The organism is Chryseobacterium taklimakanense (assembly GCF_900187185.1).
In the GTDB taxonomy this organism is placed as follows: domain Bacteria; phylum Bacteroidota; class Bacteroidia; order Flavobacteriales; family Weeksellaceae; genus Planobacterium; species Planobacterium taklimakanense.
The window spans coordinates 2,228,932-2,247,194 of record NZ_LT906465.1 but is presented as its reverse complement, the minus strand read 5'-3'; the positions used below and the strand labels follow the sequence as shown (position 1 = coordinate 2,247,194).

General features: G+C 42.1%; 15 protein-coding genes. 6 read left to right on the top strand and 9 right to left on the bottom strand.

The window, feature by feature from the left end:
- Positions 1–6: 6 nt before the first annotated feature.
- The 7 genes from CKV81_RS10705 to CKV81_RS10675 form a co-directional block, all read right to left on the bottom strand.
- On the bottom strand, positions 7–312 hold the full coding sequence (locus tag CKV81_RS10705) for a DUF4134 domain-containing protein (protein ID WP_002979435.1): 306 nt from the start codon (positions 310–312) through the stop codon (positions 7–9).
- A 199-nt stretch (positions 313–511) separates the two neighbouring features.
- The gene (locus CKV81_RS10700; RefSeq protein ID WP_095073114.1) at positions 512–1,312 is read right to left on the bottom strand and encodes a hypothetical protein; all 801 of its coding nucleotides are present in this window, start codon (positions 1,310–1,312) and stop codon (positions 512–514) included.
- Positions 1,313–1,372: 60 nt separating this feature from the next.
- Positions 1,373–2,008 carry a conjugal transfer protein TraD gene (locus tag CKV81_RS10695; protein ID WP_095073112.1) on the bottom strand — a complete coding sequence of 212 codons (636 nt, stop codon included), beginning with the start codon at positions 2,006–2,008 and terminating at the stop codon, positions 1,373–1,375.
- 11 nt (positions 2,009–2,019) lie between these two features.
- On the bottom strand, positions 2,020–2,469 hold the full coding sequence (locus CKV81_RS10690) for a DUF3408 domain-containing protein (RefSeq protein WP_095073110.1): 450 nt from the start codon (positions 2,467–2,469) through the stop codon (positions 2,020–2,022).
- A gap of 4 nt (positions 2,470–2,473) precedes the next feature.
- Positions 2,474–3,241 (bottom strand): ParA family protein, encoded by a 768-nt coding sequence (locus CKV81_RS10685; RefSeq protein ID WP_095073108.1) that lies wholly within the window; start codon positions 3,239–3,241, stop codon positions 2,474–2,476.
- A 35-nt stretch (positions 3,242–3,276) separates the two neighbouring features.
- On the bottom strand, positions 3,277–3,465 hold the full coding sequence (locus CKV81_RS10680) for a hypothetical protein (RefSeq protein ID WP_095073106.1): 189 nt from the start codon (positions 3,463–3,465) through the stop codon (positions 3,277–3,279).
- Positions 3,456–3,647 carry a hypothetical protein gene (locus CKV81_RS10675; protein ID WP_157727409.1) on the bottom strand — a complete coding sequence of 64 codons (192 nt, stop codon included), beginning with the start codon at positions 3,645–3,647 and terminating at the stop codon, positions 3,456–3,458. Before CKV81_RS10675 ends, CKV81_RS10680 begins: the two co-directional genes overlap by 10 nt.
- 359 nt (positions 3,648–4,006) lie before the next feature.
- On the opposite strand from CKV81_RS10675, the gene mobA reads away from it, so the two are divergent.
- From mobA to CKV81_RS10655, 4 genes are all read left to right on the top strand, one after another.
- Complete coding sequence (mobA, locus tag CKV81_RS10670) at positions 4,007–4,438, top strand: conjugal transfer protein MobA (RefSeq protein WP_095073101.1); 432 nt, start codon at positions 4,007–4,009, stop codon at positions 4,436–4,438.
- A gap of 8 nt (positions 4,439–4,446) precedes the next feature.
- Complete coding sequence (mobB, locus tag CKV81_RS10665) at positions 4,447–5,733, top strand: conjugal transfer protein MobB (protein WP_095073099.1); 1,287 nt, start codon at positions 4,447–4,449, stop codon at positions 5,731–5,733.
- A gap of 101 nt (positions 5,734–5,834) precedes the next feature.
- Entirely contained in the window at positions 5,835–7,835 is a 2,001-nt protein-coding gene (gene mobC / locus CKV81_RS10660; protein WP_095073097.1) for a conjugal transfer protein MobC, read from the top strand.
- A gap of 163 nt (positions 7,836–7,998) precedes the next feature.
- Positions 7,999–9,216 (top strand): IS4 family transposase, encoded by a 1,218-nt coding sequence (locus tag CKV81_RS10655; protein ID WP_059153755.1) that lies wholly within the window; start codon positions 7,999–8,001, stop codon positions 9,214–9,216.
- A gap of 72 nt (positions 9,217–9,288) precedes the next feature.
- Here the strand turns inward: CKV81_RS10655 and CKV81_RS10650 are convergent, their stop codons facing one another.
- On the bottom strand, positions 9,289–14,733 hold the full coding sequence (locus CKV81_RS10650; RefSeq protein ID WP_095073096.1) for an N-6 DNA methylase: 5,445 nt from the start codon (positions 14,731–14,733) through the stop codon (positions 9,289–9,291).
- Positions 14,720–15,157: a DUF1896 domain-containing protein gene (locus CKV81_RS10645; protein ID WP_027384299.1), complete on the bottom strand. Its 438-nt coding sequence runs from the start codon at positions 15,155–15,157 to the stop codon at positions 14,720–14,722. Before CKV81_RS10645 ends, CKV81_RS10650 begins: the two co-directional genes overlap by 14 nt.
- A gap of 185 nt (positions 15,158–15,342) precedes the next feature.
- Between CKV81_RS10645 and CKV81_RS10640 the strand changes: the two genes are divergently transcribed.
- Together CKV81_RS10640 and CKV81_RS10635 are read left to right on the top strand one after the other, a co-directional pair.
- Positions 15,343–17,472 (top strand): DUF262 domain-containing protein, encoded by a 2,130-nt coding sequence (locus CKV81_RS10640; RefSeq protein ID WP_027384300.1) that lies wholly within the window; start codon positions 15,343–15,345, stop codon positions 17,470–17,472.
- Positions 17,473–17,491: 19 nt separating this feature from the next.
- Positions 17,492–18,250 carry a Swt1 family HEPN domain-containing protein gene (locus tag CKV81_RS10635; protein ID WP_027384301.1) on the top strand — a complete coding sequence of 253 codons (759 nt, stop codon included), beginning with the start codon at positions 17,492–17,494 and terminating at the stop codon, positions 18,248–18,250.
- Positions 18,251–18,263 lie beyond the last annotated feature (13 nt).

Here is an 18,263-nt window from a genome sequence, read left to right as displayed (position 1 = left end):
AACGGATTAAAGGAAGAATGAACGCAGGATAGTAGCGGCAACAATCAGGAAGATACACGCACCGAACCACGAAGCTGCGGTCTTGCTCGTATCAGGGTCGCCGGAACTGAACTTGTTGTACACCTTAACGCCCCCGATTAACCCGACTACCGCACCGATGGCGTAGATTAATTGCGTTGCGGGGTCGAAATAACTTGTTACCATTTGGGTAGCCTCGTTGATACCTGCCGAGCCGTTTCCCTGTGCGAACGCACCAATTCCTGACAGCATTGCCACTGCTGCCAGCAAAACTTTTTTTCTTTGTTTTTCCATAATTGAAACACATTAATTTGTTACTGTTTATCCCGCACCTTGCGAGCTTTCGGGACAAATGTCTTATGGAAAAAGAGGCGTTATGAGAATGTGGCAGTCAAAGGAAGTGTTTGGCTGTGAGTGGCTTTACGGTGTGTGGAGGAGCATAAAAAAACGCCAAACTTTTTACGGTTTGACGTTCGGTTATCGGTGCGCCGATTTACATTTTTCTACCTTTCGGTTTACTTCTTTTTGGTTGTGTTGGCTGTTGTTTTTTGGTAGCTTTTTGCAGGTTCTTTTCTTCTTTCAGATTGCTTTTAATCAAACCAACAAGAAAGGTTTTTTCCCAGGGTATTTGCTTCGCTTCAAACTGTAATTTCAAACCCTGCTTTGCCAGTCCGTGTGTCAGTTCAAATCCGTAGTGCCTGTTCCATCCAATCCTGTCAAGCAGTCTTTCGGAGGGAAACTGTACAGCGATTAAATCTTTGGGAAGTTCTTTGATAGTCCGGTAATCCGGTTCCTGAAATTCGTGTGTCTTAGGATTGTAGGGAATAGTATAAATCCTTTTATCTTCATCATAGTAGTTTGATATATCCGAGAACACAATACCTTTTGAAAGGAAATCATCTTTTGGGCGCAGCATATCCATTCTTATATCAACATAGAATGTATGCCCTGCAATAGCTATCGTTGGCAGCATTCCTTTGTTTACACGCAAATCGTAGGCTTCTTGGTCAACAATATTGTTGGTCGGTTTTATATCTGCCTTTTTCTGCTGAATACCCACTACCCAGTCAATGTAGCCTTTTGCATCATCTAAGTTGTGCGGTACGGACTTTCTGCCCCCGGACAGCTTGCTATCATCAAGCCCAATGATAAATCCGTGATTGGGGAACTCATCTGAACGGTAAACGATGATGAGATTATTAATGTCTTTGCCAACAACATTGTTCTTGTGGCTTGCTATGGTATGTCCTTTATATTCCTCGAATATATAATCAGGGTCGTCTTTCTTAATCATATCTGTACTGTTTTTTATCAGGCTGCAACGCCTTTAAAAAGACAAAAGGGAGCTGTCTTTTCAGACAAACTCCCCAATGTCAAAATCACCCAAATCACTTTTCCGCAAGGTGGAAGAACCGTCGTCGCTTTCAGATGAAAGTGTGCTATCCAAAAGCTCGGCAATTTTTCGGGAAGCACCTTCAATGGAATTTTCCAGTAGGCTGAATAATTCGGTTCCCTGTAATTTCTGAACTATGGCTACCGCTGTTTCCTTTTGAGCCTGTTCCAAATTCTCTTTTTGGAGCAATGCCCCTACGGAGCTTAGTTCGTCGTAGGTAACCCCTTGGGCAAAACCGTTATCGCCACCGGATATTCCGTACCGGTTCCATTCTTCTTCCTCTTCTTCCAAATCAGGTATATTGCTGAAAACTTCATCCAGTTCTTCCTGCGGAATTTGAATGCTGACGTTTTCGTTTTCGTCGTATTCAATGTCTAAATTATCAGGGTTTATCTCCGGTTCCGTTATTTGGCTTTCATTGGCAGTGTTTGGCACTAAATGGCTTTTTACTGGCTTAGGCTGCCCCATAATATCGGGCAGGTTCGGGTTAACTTTTTCCTGTGTGGGCTTTTGTTCCGACCTTTTATGAATGACAATCTTATCCTGCAACAGCAGGACAATGACTATCAGCAGGCAAATCACAATTACTATTTCCATAATCAGATGCTTTAAAAAATGGGTTTAAACTTTTCGTTGAAATCATCGGTAATTGCTTTTTCAAATAGCTCAAAATGATGCTCCAGTATGTTATCAAGATAGGCATACAGGGGTATGGCATCTTTACCAATGACTTGTACAATACGGGATAGCCGTTCGTGATATTCCTGCCGGATATAAATGCTTTTATCGCCCCGCTTTGTCATTGAGTGGCTTTTCAAAAAGTGTTCGCCGTAGCTTCCGTCAAGGCTTTTCTTGTTGCGGTTCCTTTCCCGTTGTGCGGGTTTGCTTTGTGGTAATTCGTCCTGCTTTACCTCTTCTTGTTCAGCTTCCTTTTCCTGCTCTTCAGCAGGTTCGGGCGGTAGCTGCAAGCCGTCCTTTTTAACGCCGTCCACCATTAGGTTCATCATCAATTCCTCGTTAATGTCCGGCGTGACTTTCTTTTTATTGTCTTTTTCCATAGCACTACAATTGAATGATGTTTAAAAATTCGCTGATGAACAGGTCTAACTGGCAGGCTTTCATCAAACGCTCGTCAGGCGGCATTACGGTAGAACGGAAAACCGTTTTGCTGTCCGCTTCGCTTTCCTTGCGAAAACGGGTACTGTTCTTGATTTGGCTTTGCATCAGGCTTAATCCCAGTTGCTCAATAAGCTGATTGTACACATCGTATAGGGGTGTGCTTTCCCTGCCGTCCACCTGGTTCCAAAACAGGTTAATGGTCTGTATGGAAGTTTCACCCTTTTTCATAATTACGTCCTGTAAAAGCTGCGTGAAAATGAGCGTACTTTCCATTACCACACGGTCTGCTGTAATGGGCGTAAAGATGTGGTGCATACCTGCCAATGCTTTTAGGATGCCGGGCGTGTTCACAGTTCCGGGCAGGTCGAAGAACAGCACATCAACCGGAACGGGAGAAGTGTTTACAAATTCGTGCGCCGCATCGAGTACGCTATCCGCTTTGTGCTGCATAATGGGATAGGCTTTTTTGTTGATGGTGGTAAACTGCTTATACGCCAGTTTTTTCAAAGCCTCATTTTCCATTACCATTGCCAAATCACGGGTTTTCATTTTCATCAAACTGTGCTGCGGAAAATCCGCATCAAATACGGCTACGTTGTAGCCCAACCGATAGTGCATTGTGCTTGCAACAAGCGTAGTAAATGTGCTTTTGCCAACACCGCCTTTTTGAGAAGAAAAGGCGACAAACAGAGGTTTCTTTTTTGTGTCCATATTTTTAAAATTTAAAGTTTACATCTTATTGCTTCTCAGTCCTGCAGGCTTTCAGCCGTGCAGTCCTGATTTCGTGCTGTCTTTCTTGCAGGATAGCTATCAGGCTTGCCTGCGGGAATTACCGATTGCCTGCTTTCCTGCCGTACAGCAGCAATGCTTTCATTCAGGCATCTTATCAGGCGGGATTGCGTTCTTGCATTCTTTCCGTCCTGCATTATATCCATCCGGCAGGCGTGATTGTCTGATAGCAGGCTGTCACGCTTTCCGTCATTCCTGCGCTCTTGCTTTCTTGCATTCCTGCAATCTTGCAGGCAGGATAACCTGCCATCCTGAATGTGTGCCGTCTGCTCGTCCTGAAGTACGGGCTGTCTGCCTGCCTGCCAACATTCAGGGGCAAAGAACTCATCAAATTCATTCGGTTGTATAGCGGTGGCAGTGTTTGGCGTTCAGAGGCAGCATTTGGCACTGTGGTACAGTGCAACGCTATCGTAAACAGGGCTTTACTTTGTATTGTGATTTTTATTAACGGATTTATGCAAAAGTCTTTTGACATATCAGGACGTAACGGGAACGGCATTGAGCCGTTTTTCCCTGTTACATTCAATCCGTCCCGGAGGGCGGATTTTTGTGTTCACCGGAACACGGCAAGTTGTGTTTTGAGCATCTCGGAATGATTTCCGATGCTCAAAACAACTTGCCCTTTGCAGGGGGCAGAAAACACCTTCCGAAGTCAGGGTTTTGTATGGATTTTAAAATGGATTAGTGATGAACGATAACAACAAAAAGCAATTGAAAAAGACCGGACGCCGCCCTAAAGAAGACCCGGCGACAATCCGCTATACAATTTCCTTTAATGCGCAGGAACACTCCCGCTTTCTTGCTCTTTTTGATAAATCAGGTATGCAGGTAAAAGCGCATTTTATAACGTCCTGCATCTTTGACAAGACCATAAAGACCATTAAGATTGACAAGGGAACGGTTGATTTCTATATGCGGCTGACCTCTTTTCACAGCCAGTTCCGTTCCATTGGCGTGAACTATAACCAAATTGTAAAGCTGCTCTACAAGAATTTTTCCGAGAAAAAAGCCGCAGCATTTCTGTACAAACTGGAAAAACAGACGGCAGAAATGGCGGTGCTATGTCAAAAAATTATCCAAATAAGCGAGGAATTTGAAGCCAAACACCTGAAAAAATAGCGGTAGAAATGATAGCAAAAATTGGAAGAAGTGCAAATTTATACGGGGCGTTGGCGTACAATCAGCTTAAAGTAGAGAAAGAAAACGGACAGATTTTATTCGCCAATAAGATGATTGAAAACGCAAGCGGTCATTATTCTGTTGCACAATTAGCCCAGTCTTTTGCGCCTTACCTAATAGCCAACCGCAATACCGAGAAACATACTTTGCATATTTCGCTCAATCCTGACCCAAACGACAAGGTAAGTGATGATAAGTTTCGGGAAATGGCAGAACAGTATATGCGGGAAATGGGTTACGGCGAACAGCCTTTTGTCGTATTCAAACATACCGATATTGACCGCAGCCATATACATATTGTATCGGTTTGCGTGGACGAGCAGGGCAAAAAGATTTCGGACAAATTCGAGAAAATGCGGTCTATGAATGTATGCCGCGAACTGGAAAGTAATTACGGATTGATACCCGCAACGGATAAGGAGCGCAGCCAAACAGATAAGGTTTTCCGTCCGGTAGATTATCGGGCAGGCGATGTAAAAAGTCAAATCGCTTCAGTTGTTCGCCACCTGCCGAACTATTACCAATACCAAACGTTGGGCGAATACAATGCCCTGCTTTCCCTGTTCAATATTACCACCGAGAAAATCGAGGGCGAATTACAGGGAAAAATGCAGCAGGGCTTATTATATATTCCATTGAATGAAAAAGGCGAAAGAGCCGGGCATCCGTTCAAGGCTTCGCTGTTTGGAAAGAGCGCAGGGCTTCCGGCTTTGGAATTGCATTTTGCGAAATGCAAAACCGCTTTGAAAGATAGCCCAACTAAGCAAACACTAAAATCTGCTGTTACCATTGCCCTGAAAACCACGGGCAATGAGCAGGCTTTTAAGAAGCAATTAGTAGAACAGGGTATTAACGTAGTGGTACGCCGGAATGATACAGGGCGCATTTATGGTATCACATTTATTGACCACAATGCCAAAGCGGTTTGGAACGGTTCACGTTTGGCAACAGAACTTTCTGCCAACACCTTTAATGATTATTGGAACAATAACATCAAACCCGATATTAAGGAACCTATCGTTTCACAACCCAAACTATCCACATCAAATGATGCGGATCTTCCTGCGGAAGAACCACACCATTTGTTCGACTTCTTAACTACGGACAAACACGAAGACGGTTTGATTGAAGCACTGGGCGGCTTATTGCCCGAAGCCCAGGGCGAAGATTACGAAGAACAGGACTTTGCCAATAAGATGAAGAAGAAGCGCAAACGCCAAAGAGGTCAGCAATAATATTTAGCCAAACACTGCCACAGAACGCCAATGGCAACCACATTCTTAGAGCCACTCCATAGAGCCTTTAAATTCACGCCCGAACATTAAAACTTAAAATAATGCAGGGAGAAGACGATTTAAGAGGGCTTGCCAAGATAATGGCTTTTATGCGGGCAGTCAGTATTCTTTTGGTGCTGATGCACCTTTATTGGTTCTGCTACGGTTTCTTTTTAGAACGGAGTTGGACGTTGGAAGTAATCAACAAGATATTAGGCAATTTCGACCGGACGGCGGGCTTGTTTTCACACACCCTTTATACCAAAGCATTCGCTTTGGTTCTACTGGCTTTGAGTTGCTTAGGCACAAAAGGCGTAAAAAACGAGAAGATAACCTGGTCTAAAATTTACGTGGCTTTGGGCGTTGGGTTTGTGCTGTTTTTCCTGAACACCCCGTTGCTAAAACTACCTCCGGCAACAGGTACATTCCTTTATATGCTTACTATTTCATTAGGTTATATCGCTTTGCTGATGGCAGGCGTATGGATGAGCAGATTGCTGAAAAATAATTTAATGGACGATGTTTTCAATAACGAAAACGAGAGCTTTCAGCAAGAAACCAAGCTGATGGAAAATGAGTATTCCGTCAATCTACCCACCAAATTTTATTACAAAGACAAATGGAACAACGGTTGGATAAACATTGTAAATCCATTTAGGGCATCAATCGTTTTGGGTACTCCGGGTTCCGGTAAATCCTATGCAATCGTAAACAACTACATCAAGCAGCAGATTGAGAAAGGCTTTAGTATGTACATCTACGATTTCAAGTTCGACGACCTTTCCACCATTGCCTACAACCACTTACTAAAGCATCGGGATAAGTACAAGGTACAGCCGAAATTTTACGTGATAAATTTCGACGACCCACGCAAGAGCCACCGATGTAATCCACTCAATCCCGACTTTATGACTGACATTTCTGATGCTTACGAAGCGGCATATACCATAATGCTAAACCTTAACAGGTCGTGGATACAGAAGCAGGGCGATTTCTTCGTGGAAAGCCCAATTATTCTTTTAGCTGCCATTATTTGGTATCTGAAAATCTATGAGGATGGCAAGTATTGTACGTTCCCACACGCTATTGAATTACTGAATAAAAAGTATTCGGACGTATTCACTATTTTAACCTCATACCCCGATTTGGAAAATTATTTGTCGCCTTTTATGGATGCGTGGCAAGGCGGAGCGCAAGACCAGTTACAAGGTCAGATAGCATCGGCAAAAATTCCATTGTCAAGAATGATTAGCCCCCAACTGTACTGGGTAATGACAGGCGATGATTTTACGCTTGACATTAATAATCCTAAAGAGCCTAAAATTTTATGCGTGGGCAATAACCCCGACCGTCAAAATATCTATTCCGCAGCATTAGGTTTGTATAATTCGAGGATTGTAAAGCTGATTAATAAAAAAGGACAGTTAAAGAGTTCTGTTATCATAGATGAGTTGCCAACAATCTATTTCAGGGGACTGGATAACCTCATCGCAACGGCGAGAAGTAATAAGGTAGCGGTATGTTTAGGCTTTCAGGACTTTTCGCAATTAACGAGGGATTACGGCGACAAAGAGAGCAAGGTAATACAGAACACCGTCGGTAATATATTCAGTGGTCAGGTGGTTGGAGAAACGGCAAAAAGCCTTTCGGAACGCTTCGGTAAAGTGTTGCAGAAACGTCAGAGTATGACCATTAACCGCAATGATAAATCTACGTCTATCTCCACACAGTTAGACAGCCTTATTCCGGCTTCCAAAATTTCTACCCTTACACAAGGTATGTTTGTCGGTTCTGTATCGGATAACTTCGATGAGCGTATCGAGCAAAAGATTTTCCACGCCGAAATTGTGGTGGATAATGAAAAGGTAGCGGCTGAAACCAAAGCCTATCAGCAGATACCGCAAATCCTTTCTTTTGTAAATGAGCAAGGCGAGGACAAAATGAAACAGGAAATTGAGGGCAATTACAAACAGATAAAATCAGACATCCTGAATATTGTAGTCAGCGAAATGGAGCGCATCAAGAACGACCCGAACTTACAGCATTTGGTGCAGGAGGGATAAAAATAAAAGGGAGGTTTTAATGCTAGTCATGGTCGGAAGATTTTCTTCCGACTTTTTTGTTTTTATATGCGCAAAAAATAATTTTACAATTACCTGATAATCAAATAATTAACTTGTTTTTGTCGTTTAAATTTTGTATATTTATACTGATAATCAAACATTTATGTCAGTATTCAATGACCACAAAGTTTCCCTTAGTCAGGTTCTGGATTTCATTCCCGAGGCGCTTTTAAGCCATCTATCAGCGACCACCAATGTTGACCACTATAGTAAAGTGCTCCATGGGAGGAAAATGTTCTATCTGCTTTTATTCTGCGTCTTTGACAACGATAGATTGAGCCAGAGGACACTTGAGGACACTTTTAACAGCAGCGGCTTTAAGGCCCTGTTTGGATTGGGGGAAGAAGAAAAAGTTCGCAGGAGTTCTATCTCCGAGAGACTTTCCAAGATCGACCCCAGTTATTTCAAAGAAATCTATGAGCAGATGTATTTGCGGCTTGCGAAATCTTATAATAAAACGGAGATAGCCAAGTACAACCTGATACGAGTTGACAGCACTATTGTTGCCGATGCCTGCTCTAAGTTAAAAGAGGGGATTGACCAGAAAAGCGGCAAGAAATTAGTGAAATTCAGTTTTTCATTTGATGGCATCTTACCTTCGGGAGTAGAGGTATTTACAGGCCAGAAATACTCTTCCGAAGAGTCCGCACTCCCGGAAGCTGTTTTAAAACAAGTAAGAAAAGAAGAGCATCACGACAATGTTTATGTCATGGACAGGGGCCTGCAATCAACACGGTCAATGAAAGAATTTGAGGAAGGGTCTGTGAAATTCATCATTCGTTCGAAAGATAACAGAAAATTTGAAGAGATTGAATCATTTCTTGACGAGAAAGAATCTCCCAAATGGGATGATTGGGAAGTGCTGAAAGACAGCAAGGTAAAGCTTTACACTGGAAGCCCCGTCCAGAACAAACGGGGCAAACTGCATTACCGGCAAGAGAAAGTAGAAACCTTATTCCGTTTGGTGGTCATCAGGAACCAAAAAACGAACAAAGAATTCTGGTTTCTGACCAACGAATTTAAACTCTCTGCCAAGGAAATTTCTGATTATTACAGAAAGCGGTGGGACATTGAAGTGTTTTTCAGGTTCCTGAAACAGGAACTCAACCTAAGTCACCTGGTTTCAATGAACAAGAACGGGATTGAAGTGATGGTCTATATGACAATGATTGCAGCGATGCTTTTGTTGATCTACAAAAAAGCCAATAATCTGGGCTACAAAACCGCTAAAAGACGAATAGCCATGGAGCTCCGGGATATGATAACTGCTATTCTAATCATATTTGCAGGAGGCGACCCAGGTAAAGTTTTTAAAACATAAAAAATGGTCGGAATTTCTTCCGACCATGACTAGTTTTAATGCCTCCCTTTTTTATTGTCTATCCGTTCAGGCTTACAATACGCCACGGGGCATATGTACACCTTTTACACGCACAATGCTTTCCTGAACCTTTGGGGTTTTTTTCTGTTTTTCTGCCTGTTCCGCAGGTTCTTCTTTCGCTTCCGGCGTAATAGATAGCTGTATTTTCCTTTCTACGGCAGCCAGTTCCGTTTTGAGTTCGCTCAATCGGTTTTCCTTAGACCACGTACCATTAACGACCTCCTGAAGTATCGGTATATCCTTTTGGTAGTTGGCAATGTTTTCCTGTTCTTTTGCGATATACGACGGTAGCTTTTCCAATGCCCTCAAAAAGTTTAAAGAAGCGGTTTCCGGGTCTTTTGCAATTAGCCCGAAATTGTGGTTGTATTTAATGTTTCCCTCGCCCTGTATAAAAAATCGGTTTACCCGTATATCCGCTCCGTCTTTTTGCGACATTTCCGTTTTGACCAAAAGCTGAAATCCGTACAAACTGCCGATTTCCTGATAATCCCCGCCTGTACGGGATTTTTCTGCAATCTCATTGAGCTTTGCACCGACTTGTTTTGCATCAGCATTGGGCGATACGCCGTCCAACTGAACAGGGTTTACAATTCTGCCGTCCTGCCGTTTTTGTATGCGTTGCTGTAAATTATCCCAATCGGTTGTCATTCGGTTCAGGCGGGATTGGGCTTGGTTAAATTCTTCCGTATAGTTTTCCAGCTTGGATTTAGCACTGTACTTGGAGCGGTTGAACGCTTGCTTTTCGCTTTCCAATCCGGCAATCTGTTTTTCAACCCTCGCTTTGTCCAGCAGGTCTGTATTCCCCGACAGGATTGCCACATATTCCGAGAAATTCATTCCTGATTTTTCGTCTATACTACCCTCGTCAATGGTTCGTTTACCGAGCTTATTGGATTTTAATTGGTCGATAAAAAGCTGTTTGTTAAACAGCAGGTTGAATTTATAGCTATCCAGCGATTTTTCAACGGCATAGATGATAACATCTACTTTGTTATCGGCAAAATGCTTGGCGATTTCATTGCCCTTGCGGATTGCCCGACCGTCACGTTGCGCAAGGTCAGACGGTCGCCACGGCGTATCCAAATGATGAACGGCAACCGCTCTTTTCTGTGCATTCACCCCTGTACCGAGCATACTTGTTGAGCCGAACAGCACACGGATTTTGCCCTCGTTCATTCCCTTGATAAGTTCCTTGCGTTGCTTATCCGTTTTGGCTTCCTGAATAAACCGGATTTCGTTCGCAGGGATGTTGTGGTCTTCCACGAGCTTGCGTTTGATTTCCGAGTACACATTCCATTCGCCCGGCTTATAGGTTCCCAAATCCGAGAAAACGAACTGCGTTCCTTTCTGTGCGTTGAATTTGTTGTAGTATTTTGCAATATTACTGGCACAGTGAGAGGCTTTGTTGTCGGGATGGTCTTCATACATCCCGCTTACCATCCGCATATCCAACGACATCTTACGGGCGTAGTCCGTAGCGATGAGCATCTTTGCCTTTTCCTCTGATTTTGATAGCGGTGGTCTGCCGAGTAATTCCCCATTGCCTGTTTTGGCAAACTCCATTAAGTTTTGAATAAACTCCTTTTGGTCAGGTGTAGGCGGAATGTTATACAGGATTTCGTTTTTTTCAGGTCGGTCAATGCCTATATCCTTTGCGGTGCGGTAGTCCGTGATTTCAGAATAGAACTGCGCCAGTTCAGGCACTTTGATAAAGTACCGGAAACGCTCTTTTGCCACGATATTATTAGCGATAGAAAACTCGTAATCGGTCGTCTTTCTTGCGTAGATAGCCGCCCACGCATCAAAACAGTTAATGCCCTGTTTTTCCAATGCTCTTGGACGTAGATACTTAAACAGGAGGTACAATTCCGTTAAGGAGTTGCTTATCGTTGTTCCCGAAAGAAAGGTTGCTCCCATATCCGCATCAATGCGCTCCTGAATGGTACGGATGGCAAAAAGCAGGTTTAAGGCTTTCTGGCTGCCGTCCACATTTCCCAATCCGGCAACCCGGCTGTGGCGGGTATTGAATAGTAAGTTCTTGAATTGATGGCTTTCGTCGATAAACAAATGGTCGATGCCCATCATTTTAAAATCAACCACATCATCTTTGCGGTTTTCAATATCGTGTTGCAGGGTTTTGAGCTTGACTTCGAGATTGTCTTTTCGTTTGATAGCTCCGGCAAGCATACCCCTCGTTACTTCCGCACCCTCGGTCTGCATTGCATCAAGGTTTCGTTCTACATTATCCAGTTCTATTTTGAGGATTTCCTTTTGGATTTCGGGCGATTGGGGTATCATACCGAATTGGTCGTGAGTGAGGATAACGCAATCCCAATCATTGTTCTTAATATCCCCGAAAATCCGCAGGCGTTTTTGAGGTGTGAAATCCTCTTTTCCTGGAAACAGTATTTTGGCGTATGGATAGGCTGTCCGGTAGGCTTCGGCGATTTCGTGAACATTGCTTTTCAAACCGATAATCATTGGTTTGTGCGCCAACCCCAAACGCTTCATTTCCTGTGCGGCAGTACACATAACCAGCGTTTTGCCTGCACCTACTTCGTGGTCGCAGATAGCACCGTTGTTGAGCTTAATCATCCAAACGGTGTCCTTTTGGCTGGAATACAAATCCTCAATGCCTAATGCCTTGTGGTCAAGCCCCGGAAAGTCCTGATGGCTGCCGTCATAATCCGGTCGGACGAAACAGTTAAAGGTGTCGTTGTATTGGTCGGTCAGCCGGGTTTTAAATTCATCGCTTTGGGCGTATAGCCAGTCGGTAAAGGCGCTACGGATTTCATCAATCTTTGTGTTCGCCATTTGTATGGCTTCCATATCCCGTACCTTGACCTCTTGGTCATCTACGATTATTTTCTTGGTAATATCCGGTGTGGTATTGACGAGGGCGTGTTTGAGCAGGGCAATACCGTCAAACGTGCGGCTTTCCGCTTTGACGGCGTATTTTTCCCAAATGTGCATATTACCTTGACTACACTTTACCGAAAAATCATCGGCACTGTCGGAGTAATGAATGTGCACATCTGCATCGAACAGGTGCGAAGCAAAGCGGGCATACAGCCCGGTAGGTATCCACCGTTCGCCGAGGTTAAAATCCAGTTCCTCAAATTCAATCCGTCTTGGTCGGGCTTCCTCTAAAGCGGTAAGGCTTTCTTCGGCTTCGGTATCATCGGGATTGTTTTCGAGATAGGCTCTTACTTCGTTGGCTTTCTCAACCACGTTGCCCGCAATCCATCGTTCCGCTATTTCGTATTCCTGTTGTAGCGGGTTGTAGAACAACCGTCCTTGCAAGGCTTCTTTCAGCGTATCGGCAGGCAGGCTGCTGATTTCGGACATAAAATCCAAATCAACATTGCCGTACTTGTTCAGCGATGCCGCCAAAGCCTCTTCGGGATTGTCGGTTGCTAAGGTGGTGGTAGAAAAACTAACAGGGCGGCTGAAAATATCCGCTTTGTGTATGACACCGCCAATGATACGCTCCAGATACGGGATTTCCTTACCTGAGCTGTCTGTCTTTATCAGCTTGGTATTGTCGGCAGTATTGAGATTGCCATACTTTTTGGTAAAGGTATCGTACAGGCGGTTCAGGGTTTCCCGTTCTTCTTTGTGCTCGCTCTGCTTTTCCGCTTCTTTTTGGTACAGGTCGATATAGCAGTCCCTTACGGCAATATAGGCTTCAGCTCTTGCTTTCTGTGCCGATGGTAATTGCAACGGATGAAAGGTTGCCGTTGCTTTTTCTTTGTTTCTATCTACATCTTGCAGGTAACCGACCCAACCATTATCCACGACAAGGCAATCGTTACGGTGGAACCGTTGCACTTCGCCACTGTACGGCGCAGGTTCGGGAATGGTATTGATATTGGTATCAGGAACGGCAGACTTATCCGTCTGGCCATTCCCATTGCTTTGTGAAAAAAGGTCGCCGATTACTTCCTGACGTTTGCCGTTTATTTTGGGCGTATTCTTAGCAGTATCATTGGTTTTTGGCGGTATATACGTTTGCTGCATTGCGCCATTGAACAGGTCTGTTTGGCGACCTAATGCAGCTTTTCTTTTTCGTGGGCTTTGCCTTGTGCTCCGGGTGGCTCTTTTGGGTAAGGCAATGACGGCAATAGGTTCCCCCGCATTTTCAAACAGGTCAAAAATGCTAAGCTGCTTTAATTCCTGTGGGCTTTCCCGATGGATTACCGGAGTAGGTTCGGGCTGCGGTTGTTGCCGGATGGTTACAGGTTCTATAACCGGAGGTATTACGGGCGGTGGAAGCGGGATTTGTATTACAGGTTCATCGTTTTGTTCACCTTTGTATAAACCTACATTCAGGTGCTTTCCAAAATCTTCGGAAAGCATTTGTTTCAAATCTCTGGCAATCCCATCAATACCGCCTTTATGGGTATAGATTAAGGCAGGTTTTCCATATGGGTCTGTATCTACCTTGCTATCGGTATGCACAATTCTTTTGCTGTACTGAAAGAGCGCACTGCCAGGTGTATTGTATTCCGTTGGCAAACTTTGGCAAAACAGATCTTCCCTTTCGGTCAGACCTTGCTTCGCCAAATTCTTTTGCAGGATAATCAAGTCGCTGCCGACTTCCGTACCTGCATATTCGGTAAACAGGTTGTTAGGTAAGCGAACAACGGAAACCAAATTATTATCCTGCATTAACGCTCTGCGTATCGGCTCGTTCTTAGGGCTGTTTAGAATGCCTTGTGAAGTAATGAAAGCCAATATACCGCCATCACGGAGCATATCAGCCCCTTTCAGGAAAAAGTAATTGTGTATGCTTCGGGCTGCCTGTTCCTTTGCGCTGTTCCTGCTGCGGGAATAAGAAAGGTCAAATATGGAAGTATCGCCGAACGGGATATTACTGGCAACTACATCGTAGCTGTTTTGTTCCCTTTCGGGAATTTCCTCAAAACCACTTATACGGATATTGCTGTCGGTATAAAGCTGCTTTAAAATCTTGCCTGTCAGCAAGTCCTTTTCATAAGCCGTAATGGTTGCTTTTTGGTTTTCCGAAAAGGATTGAACGAATGAGCCGATACCTGCGGCGGGTTCGAGGAATTTATCAATTTGCAAACCGCTATCCCGCAAGACGGTGGAAATGACATCTATGACCTTTGGCGGCGTATAAAAAGCCGTGAGAACGGAGCTTTTTATACTATCTACATACCTGCGGTACTGCTTATCGTCTTCGGAATTTTCTTTGAGTAGTTGGTGGAGTTCCTGCGTAATCGGAAAAAGGTCGTGTTCCGTTTTTCTCCAGTTATTGATGTCAATTTCGTTTTCTACGGGGTTCAGAACGAATTTAAGACCGCCAAATCCGCTGTATTGCATCATTAGCAGTCTTTCGCCTACGGTGGCTTGCCGTTTCTCCTTTTCAAGTTTAAAAACAATTCGCAGGGCATCAATATTCTGTTGGAGATGGGAACGCTTACTGAAGCCCATTTTCTTCAATCCATATTGCGATGGTTCCTGTCAGTTCGGTATAGAGTAAATCGAACTCATACCCGTAGGCGAAATCATCGGTTAATTCATATCCCGCAAATACAGGTTCGCAAACAGGAAACATTTTCAGGGCGAACGGTCGCAGTTCCTCGTCTGCCATCAGGGTATCAAACTCATTGCATACCACTTTGAAAACCGTGTCGAATTTGGAGAAGTACAAGCCCTCAAAAAGTATGTAGTTGGCTATTTCATTACATTGCTCAACGGCGTTTCCCGAACGGAAAGCCCCCTCGTAAGCATTAGCAGCCCAGGAAGAACGTTGGTCGATAAATTTTTGGTCGTGCGCCTTTTCGGGGAAGCTGCTGTTTAATAATTCTTGCAGTCGTAATCTGAAATACGATAGGTCTTTTTGCTGTACATCCATACTGATTTTGTTTTAGAATTTTACTTAAATCCTAAAATTAGAAGCGGTAGCTAATGCCTATGAGAATGTTGCAGGGTTTGGCTTTGAAAGGCAGTGTTTGGCGTAAAACTAACTAATAATGAAGATTTTAATTTGTATTTTTGACCTTTAAAAAATTAACTATTTAAATAGCAGCTATCAATATAATGAATGAATTAGAACCCTTAAAGAGCATTTTTAAAGACAGGATATTTAAGATACCCGATTACCAGCGTGGCTACGCTTGGACAACAAGACAGTTAAAAGATTTTTGGGAAGATTTAGTAAATCTTCCTACCGATAGGTTTCACTATACAGGCTTACTCTCTTTGAAAAAGGTGGATAGAAATATCTGGTCTAATTGGAATGATGAACGATGGTTAATCGAAGACAGAGGCTTTAAACCTTTTCACATCGTTGACGGACAGCAACGATTGACAACATTTGTAATTTTCATACAAGCTATTTCTGAACAGCTAAAAGCTATACCTGAAAACAAGGACAAAAAAGATGAAGAGATTTACCTTGGTTCTTTTAGTTTAAAAGCGATTAAGGAAGAATACTTGGTTATAGAAAAGCCGCCTCAATTTATTGTTACGACATACAAATTTGGGTACGAAGTTGATAATCCAAGTTTTAAATATTTACGTCATAAGGTTTTTTTAGAGCCAAATAGCGGAACAATCCAAGAAACATTTTATACCCTCAATCTTGAAAATGCTAAACGCTTTTTCAAAGAAAATCTGCAAAACTATTTTGAGAAATACGGTCTAACTGAAATAGAAGCATTGTTCAAAAAAGTCACGCAAAACCTGATGTTTAATGTTTATGAAATAAGTGATGATTTTGATGTTTTTGTTGCATTTGAAACGATGAATAATCGTGGAAAGAAGCTATCAAATTTGGAGCTTCTTAAAAATCGACTGATATACTTAACAACTTTATACGATGAAAAAGAGTTAAAAAACGATGAACGAAATTCGCTGCGTGAAAAAATCAATGATGCTTGGAAAGAAGTTTATTATCAACTTGGGAGAAATAAAAAAAATCCGCTTAACGATGATGATTTTTTAGTGGCTCATTGGATAATGTATTTTCAATACACAAGAGAAAAAGGCGATGATTATATCAGGTTTTTGTTAGAGCAGAAATTCACACCACAAAATATTTATGCAAAAACGGAAGTAAGACTAAGTTCTTTACAAGAATTTGAAGAAGTGCGGGAGGATGACGACACTGACCAGGAAGAAGTCGAGGTAAATGGAGAAGAGGAAATAATAGTTATGCGTTCCCAGCTTTCTCCGAAAGAAATTGAAGATTATGTAAATAGCTTGAAAGCTGCTGCCGTTCATTGGTATAATACACACAATCCTATAAACAATCCTGACTTAACCGTTCAGGAAAGTCTATGGATAGACCGTTTGAACAGAATTGGTATAATTTATTTCCGTCCCCTTGTGACAGTAGTTTATTTACGTAAGGATATTACTTCAGATAAGAGAGTTCAGCTTTTCAGAGAAATCGAGCGGTTCATATTCATTACATTTAGGCTTAGTCGGGCGTTTTCAACATATAGGAATAGTGAATTTTACCGTGCAGCAAGGCAGTTGAGAAATGGAGAACTGACAATTGACAATATCATTCAACGATTGAATGACAGAATGAATTATTGCTTTTATACTCCAGAAAATTCTGACGCAACCTACTTTGATTATACTTATTTCCAAAAATTTATTGATAAGAAATTTAAAAGCGGAGGAGGTTTTTATTACTGGAATGGGCTTCGATATTTCCTGTATGAGTATGAAATGGACAAAGTAAGACAAAGAGGAAGCCAAAAGATTGATTGGAGGTTGTTTGTGAAAAGTGAAAAAGATAAAGTTTCCATAGAACATATTTATCCCCAAACCCCAACACATAAAAATTGGAAAGAAAGTTTCAAGATATACAAAAAAGCACAACAACCATTTTTTCAGGGAACTTTAGGTAACCTTTTACCATTATCACAAAGCATAAATTCAAGTTTACAAAACGATTGCTTTGATGATAAGAAAGAAGCAAAATATAATGATAGGAACGAAAAGATAAGACAAGGTTATTCTGACGGTTCTCATTCAGAAATTGAAGTTGCACGATATGAAACTTGGAACCCTGATACCATTCTTGAAAGAGGTAATAAGTTGTTGGAATTTATGGAAAAACGTTGGGACTTAAAATTTGAAGATGAAACTGCTAAGGCAGAATTATTATTTCTCGATTTTATGCTTCCAGAGCAAGAAAATAATGGAAAAGAATAACCGAAAAATATTTATATAAATGAGTTATACAGAAAATATTGAACGTTTAAAAATATTACTTACAGGAGCGTCCACAGATGTTACTATAACAAGTGAAAATGAGGCAGAATACAAAAGGTTGAAAAGTGAACTAAATAAATCTGCGAAGTTCCAAACTAACCAACCAAAGGAATTTAAAATTTGCGTTACACTTCAAGAATTTAGGAGGGAAATGCAAGCAAAAGGTGGGTATGCCGAACGAAGAAAACATATAAACGAAATATTCTATCCTCTAATTTCAGACGAAAATTCCCTACTCGATAGCATAGAGGAAATACAGCAAAATGTAAACTTTGGTCATTTAAACCTTTTGCCGCAAGACATACAACAAAAAGGACGAGAGATGTCAGAAGTCTATTTGTATTTATATTGTATTGAAAATTCTTTAAGAATATTTATTGATGAGATTATGAAGACTGAAACAATAAATATCCCCCGAAAAGTGCAAGACACCATAGATAAACTGAAGAAAAACGAACAAGAAAGTAAATATTTGCCAATTCGAGGTAATAGTGATTTATTTTACTGTGACTTTATTGAATTGGGCAAAATAATAGTTGGAAATTGGACAATTTTCGGGAAGTATTTCCCTAAGCAAAATGAACATTGGTTGAATGTTATGGTGGATGAATTGTACAAGATACGATGTTTGGTTGCTCATAATAGTTACGTTGGGAAAGATGAACGTGATGCACTAAAAGTTTATTATAAGAGTATCACAGCCCAATTACAGTTATAGTTTAAATTCAAAC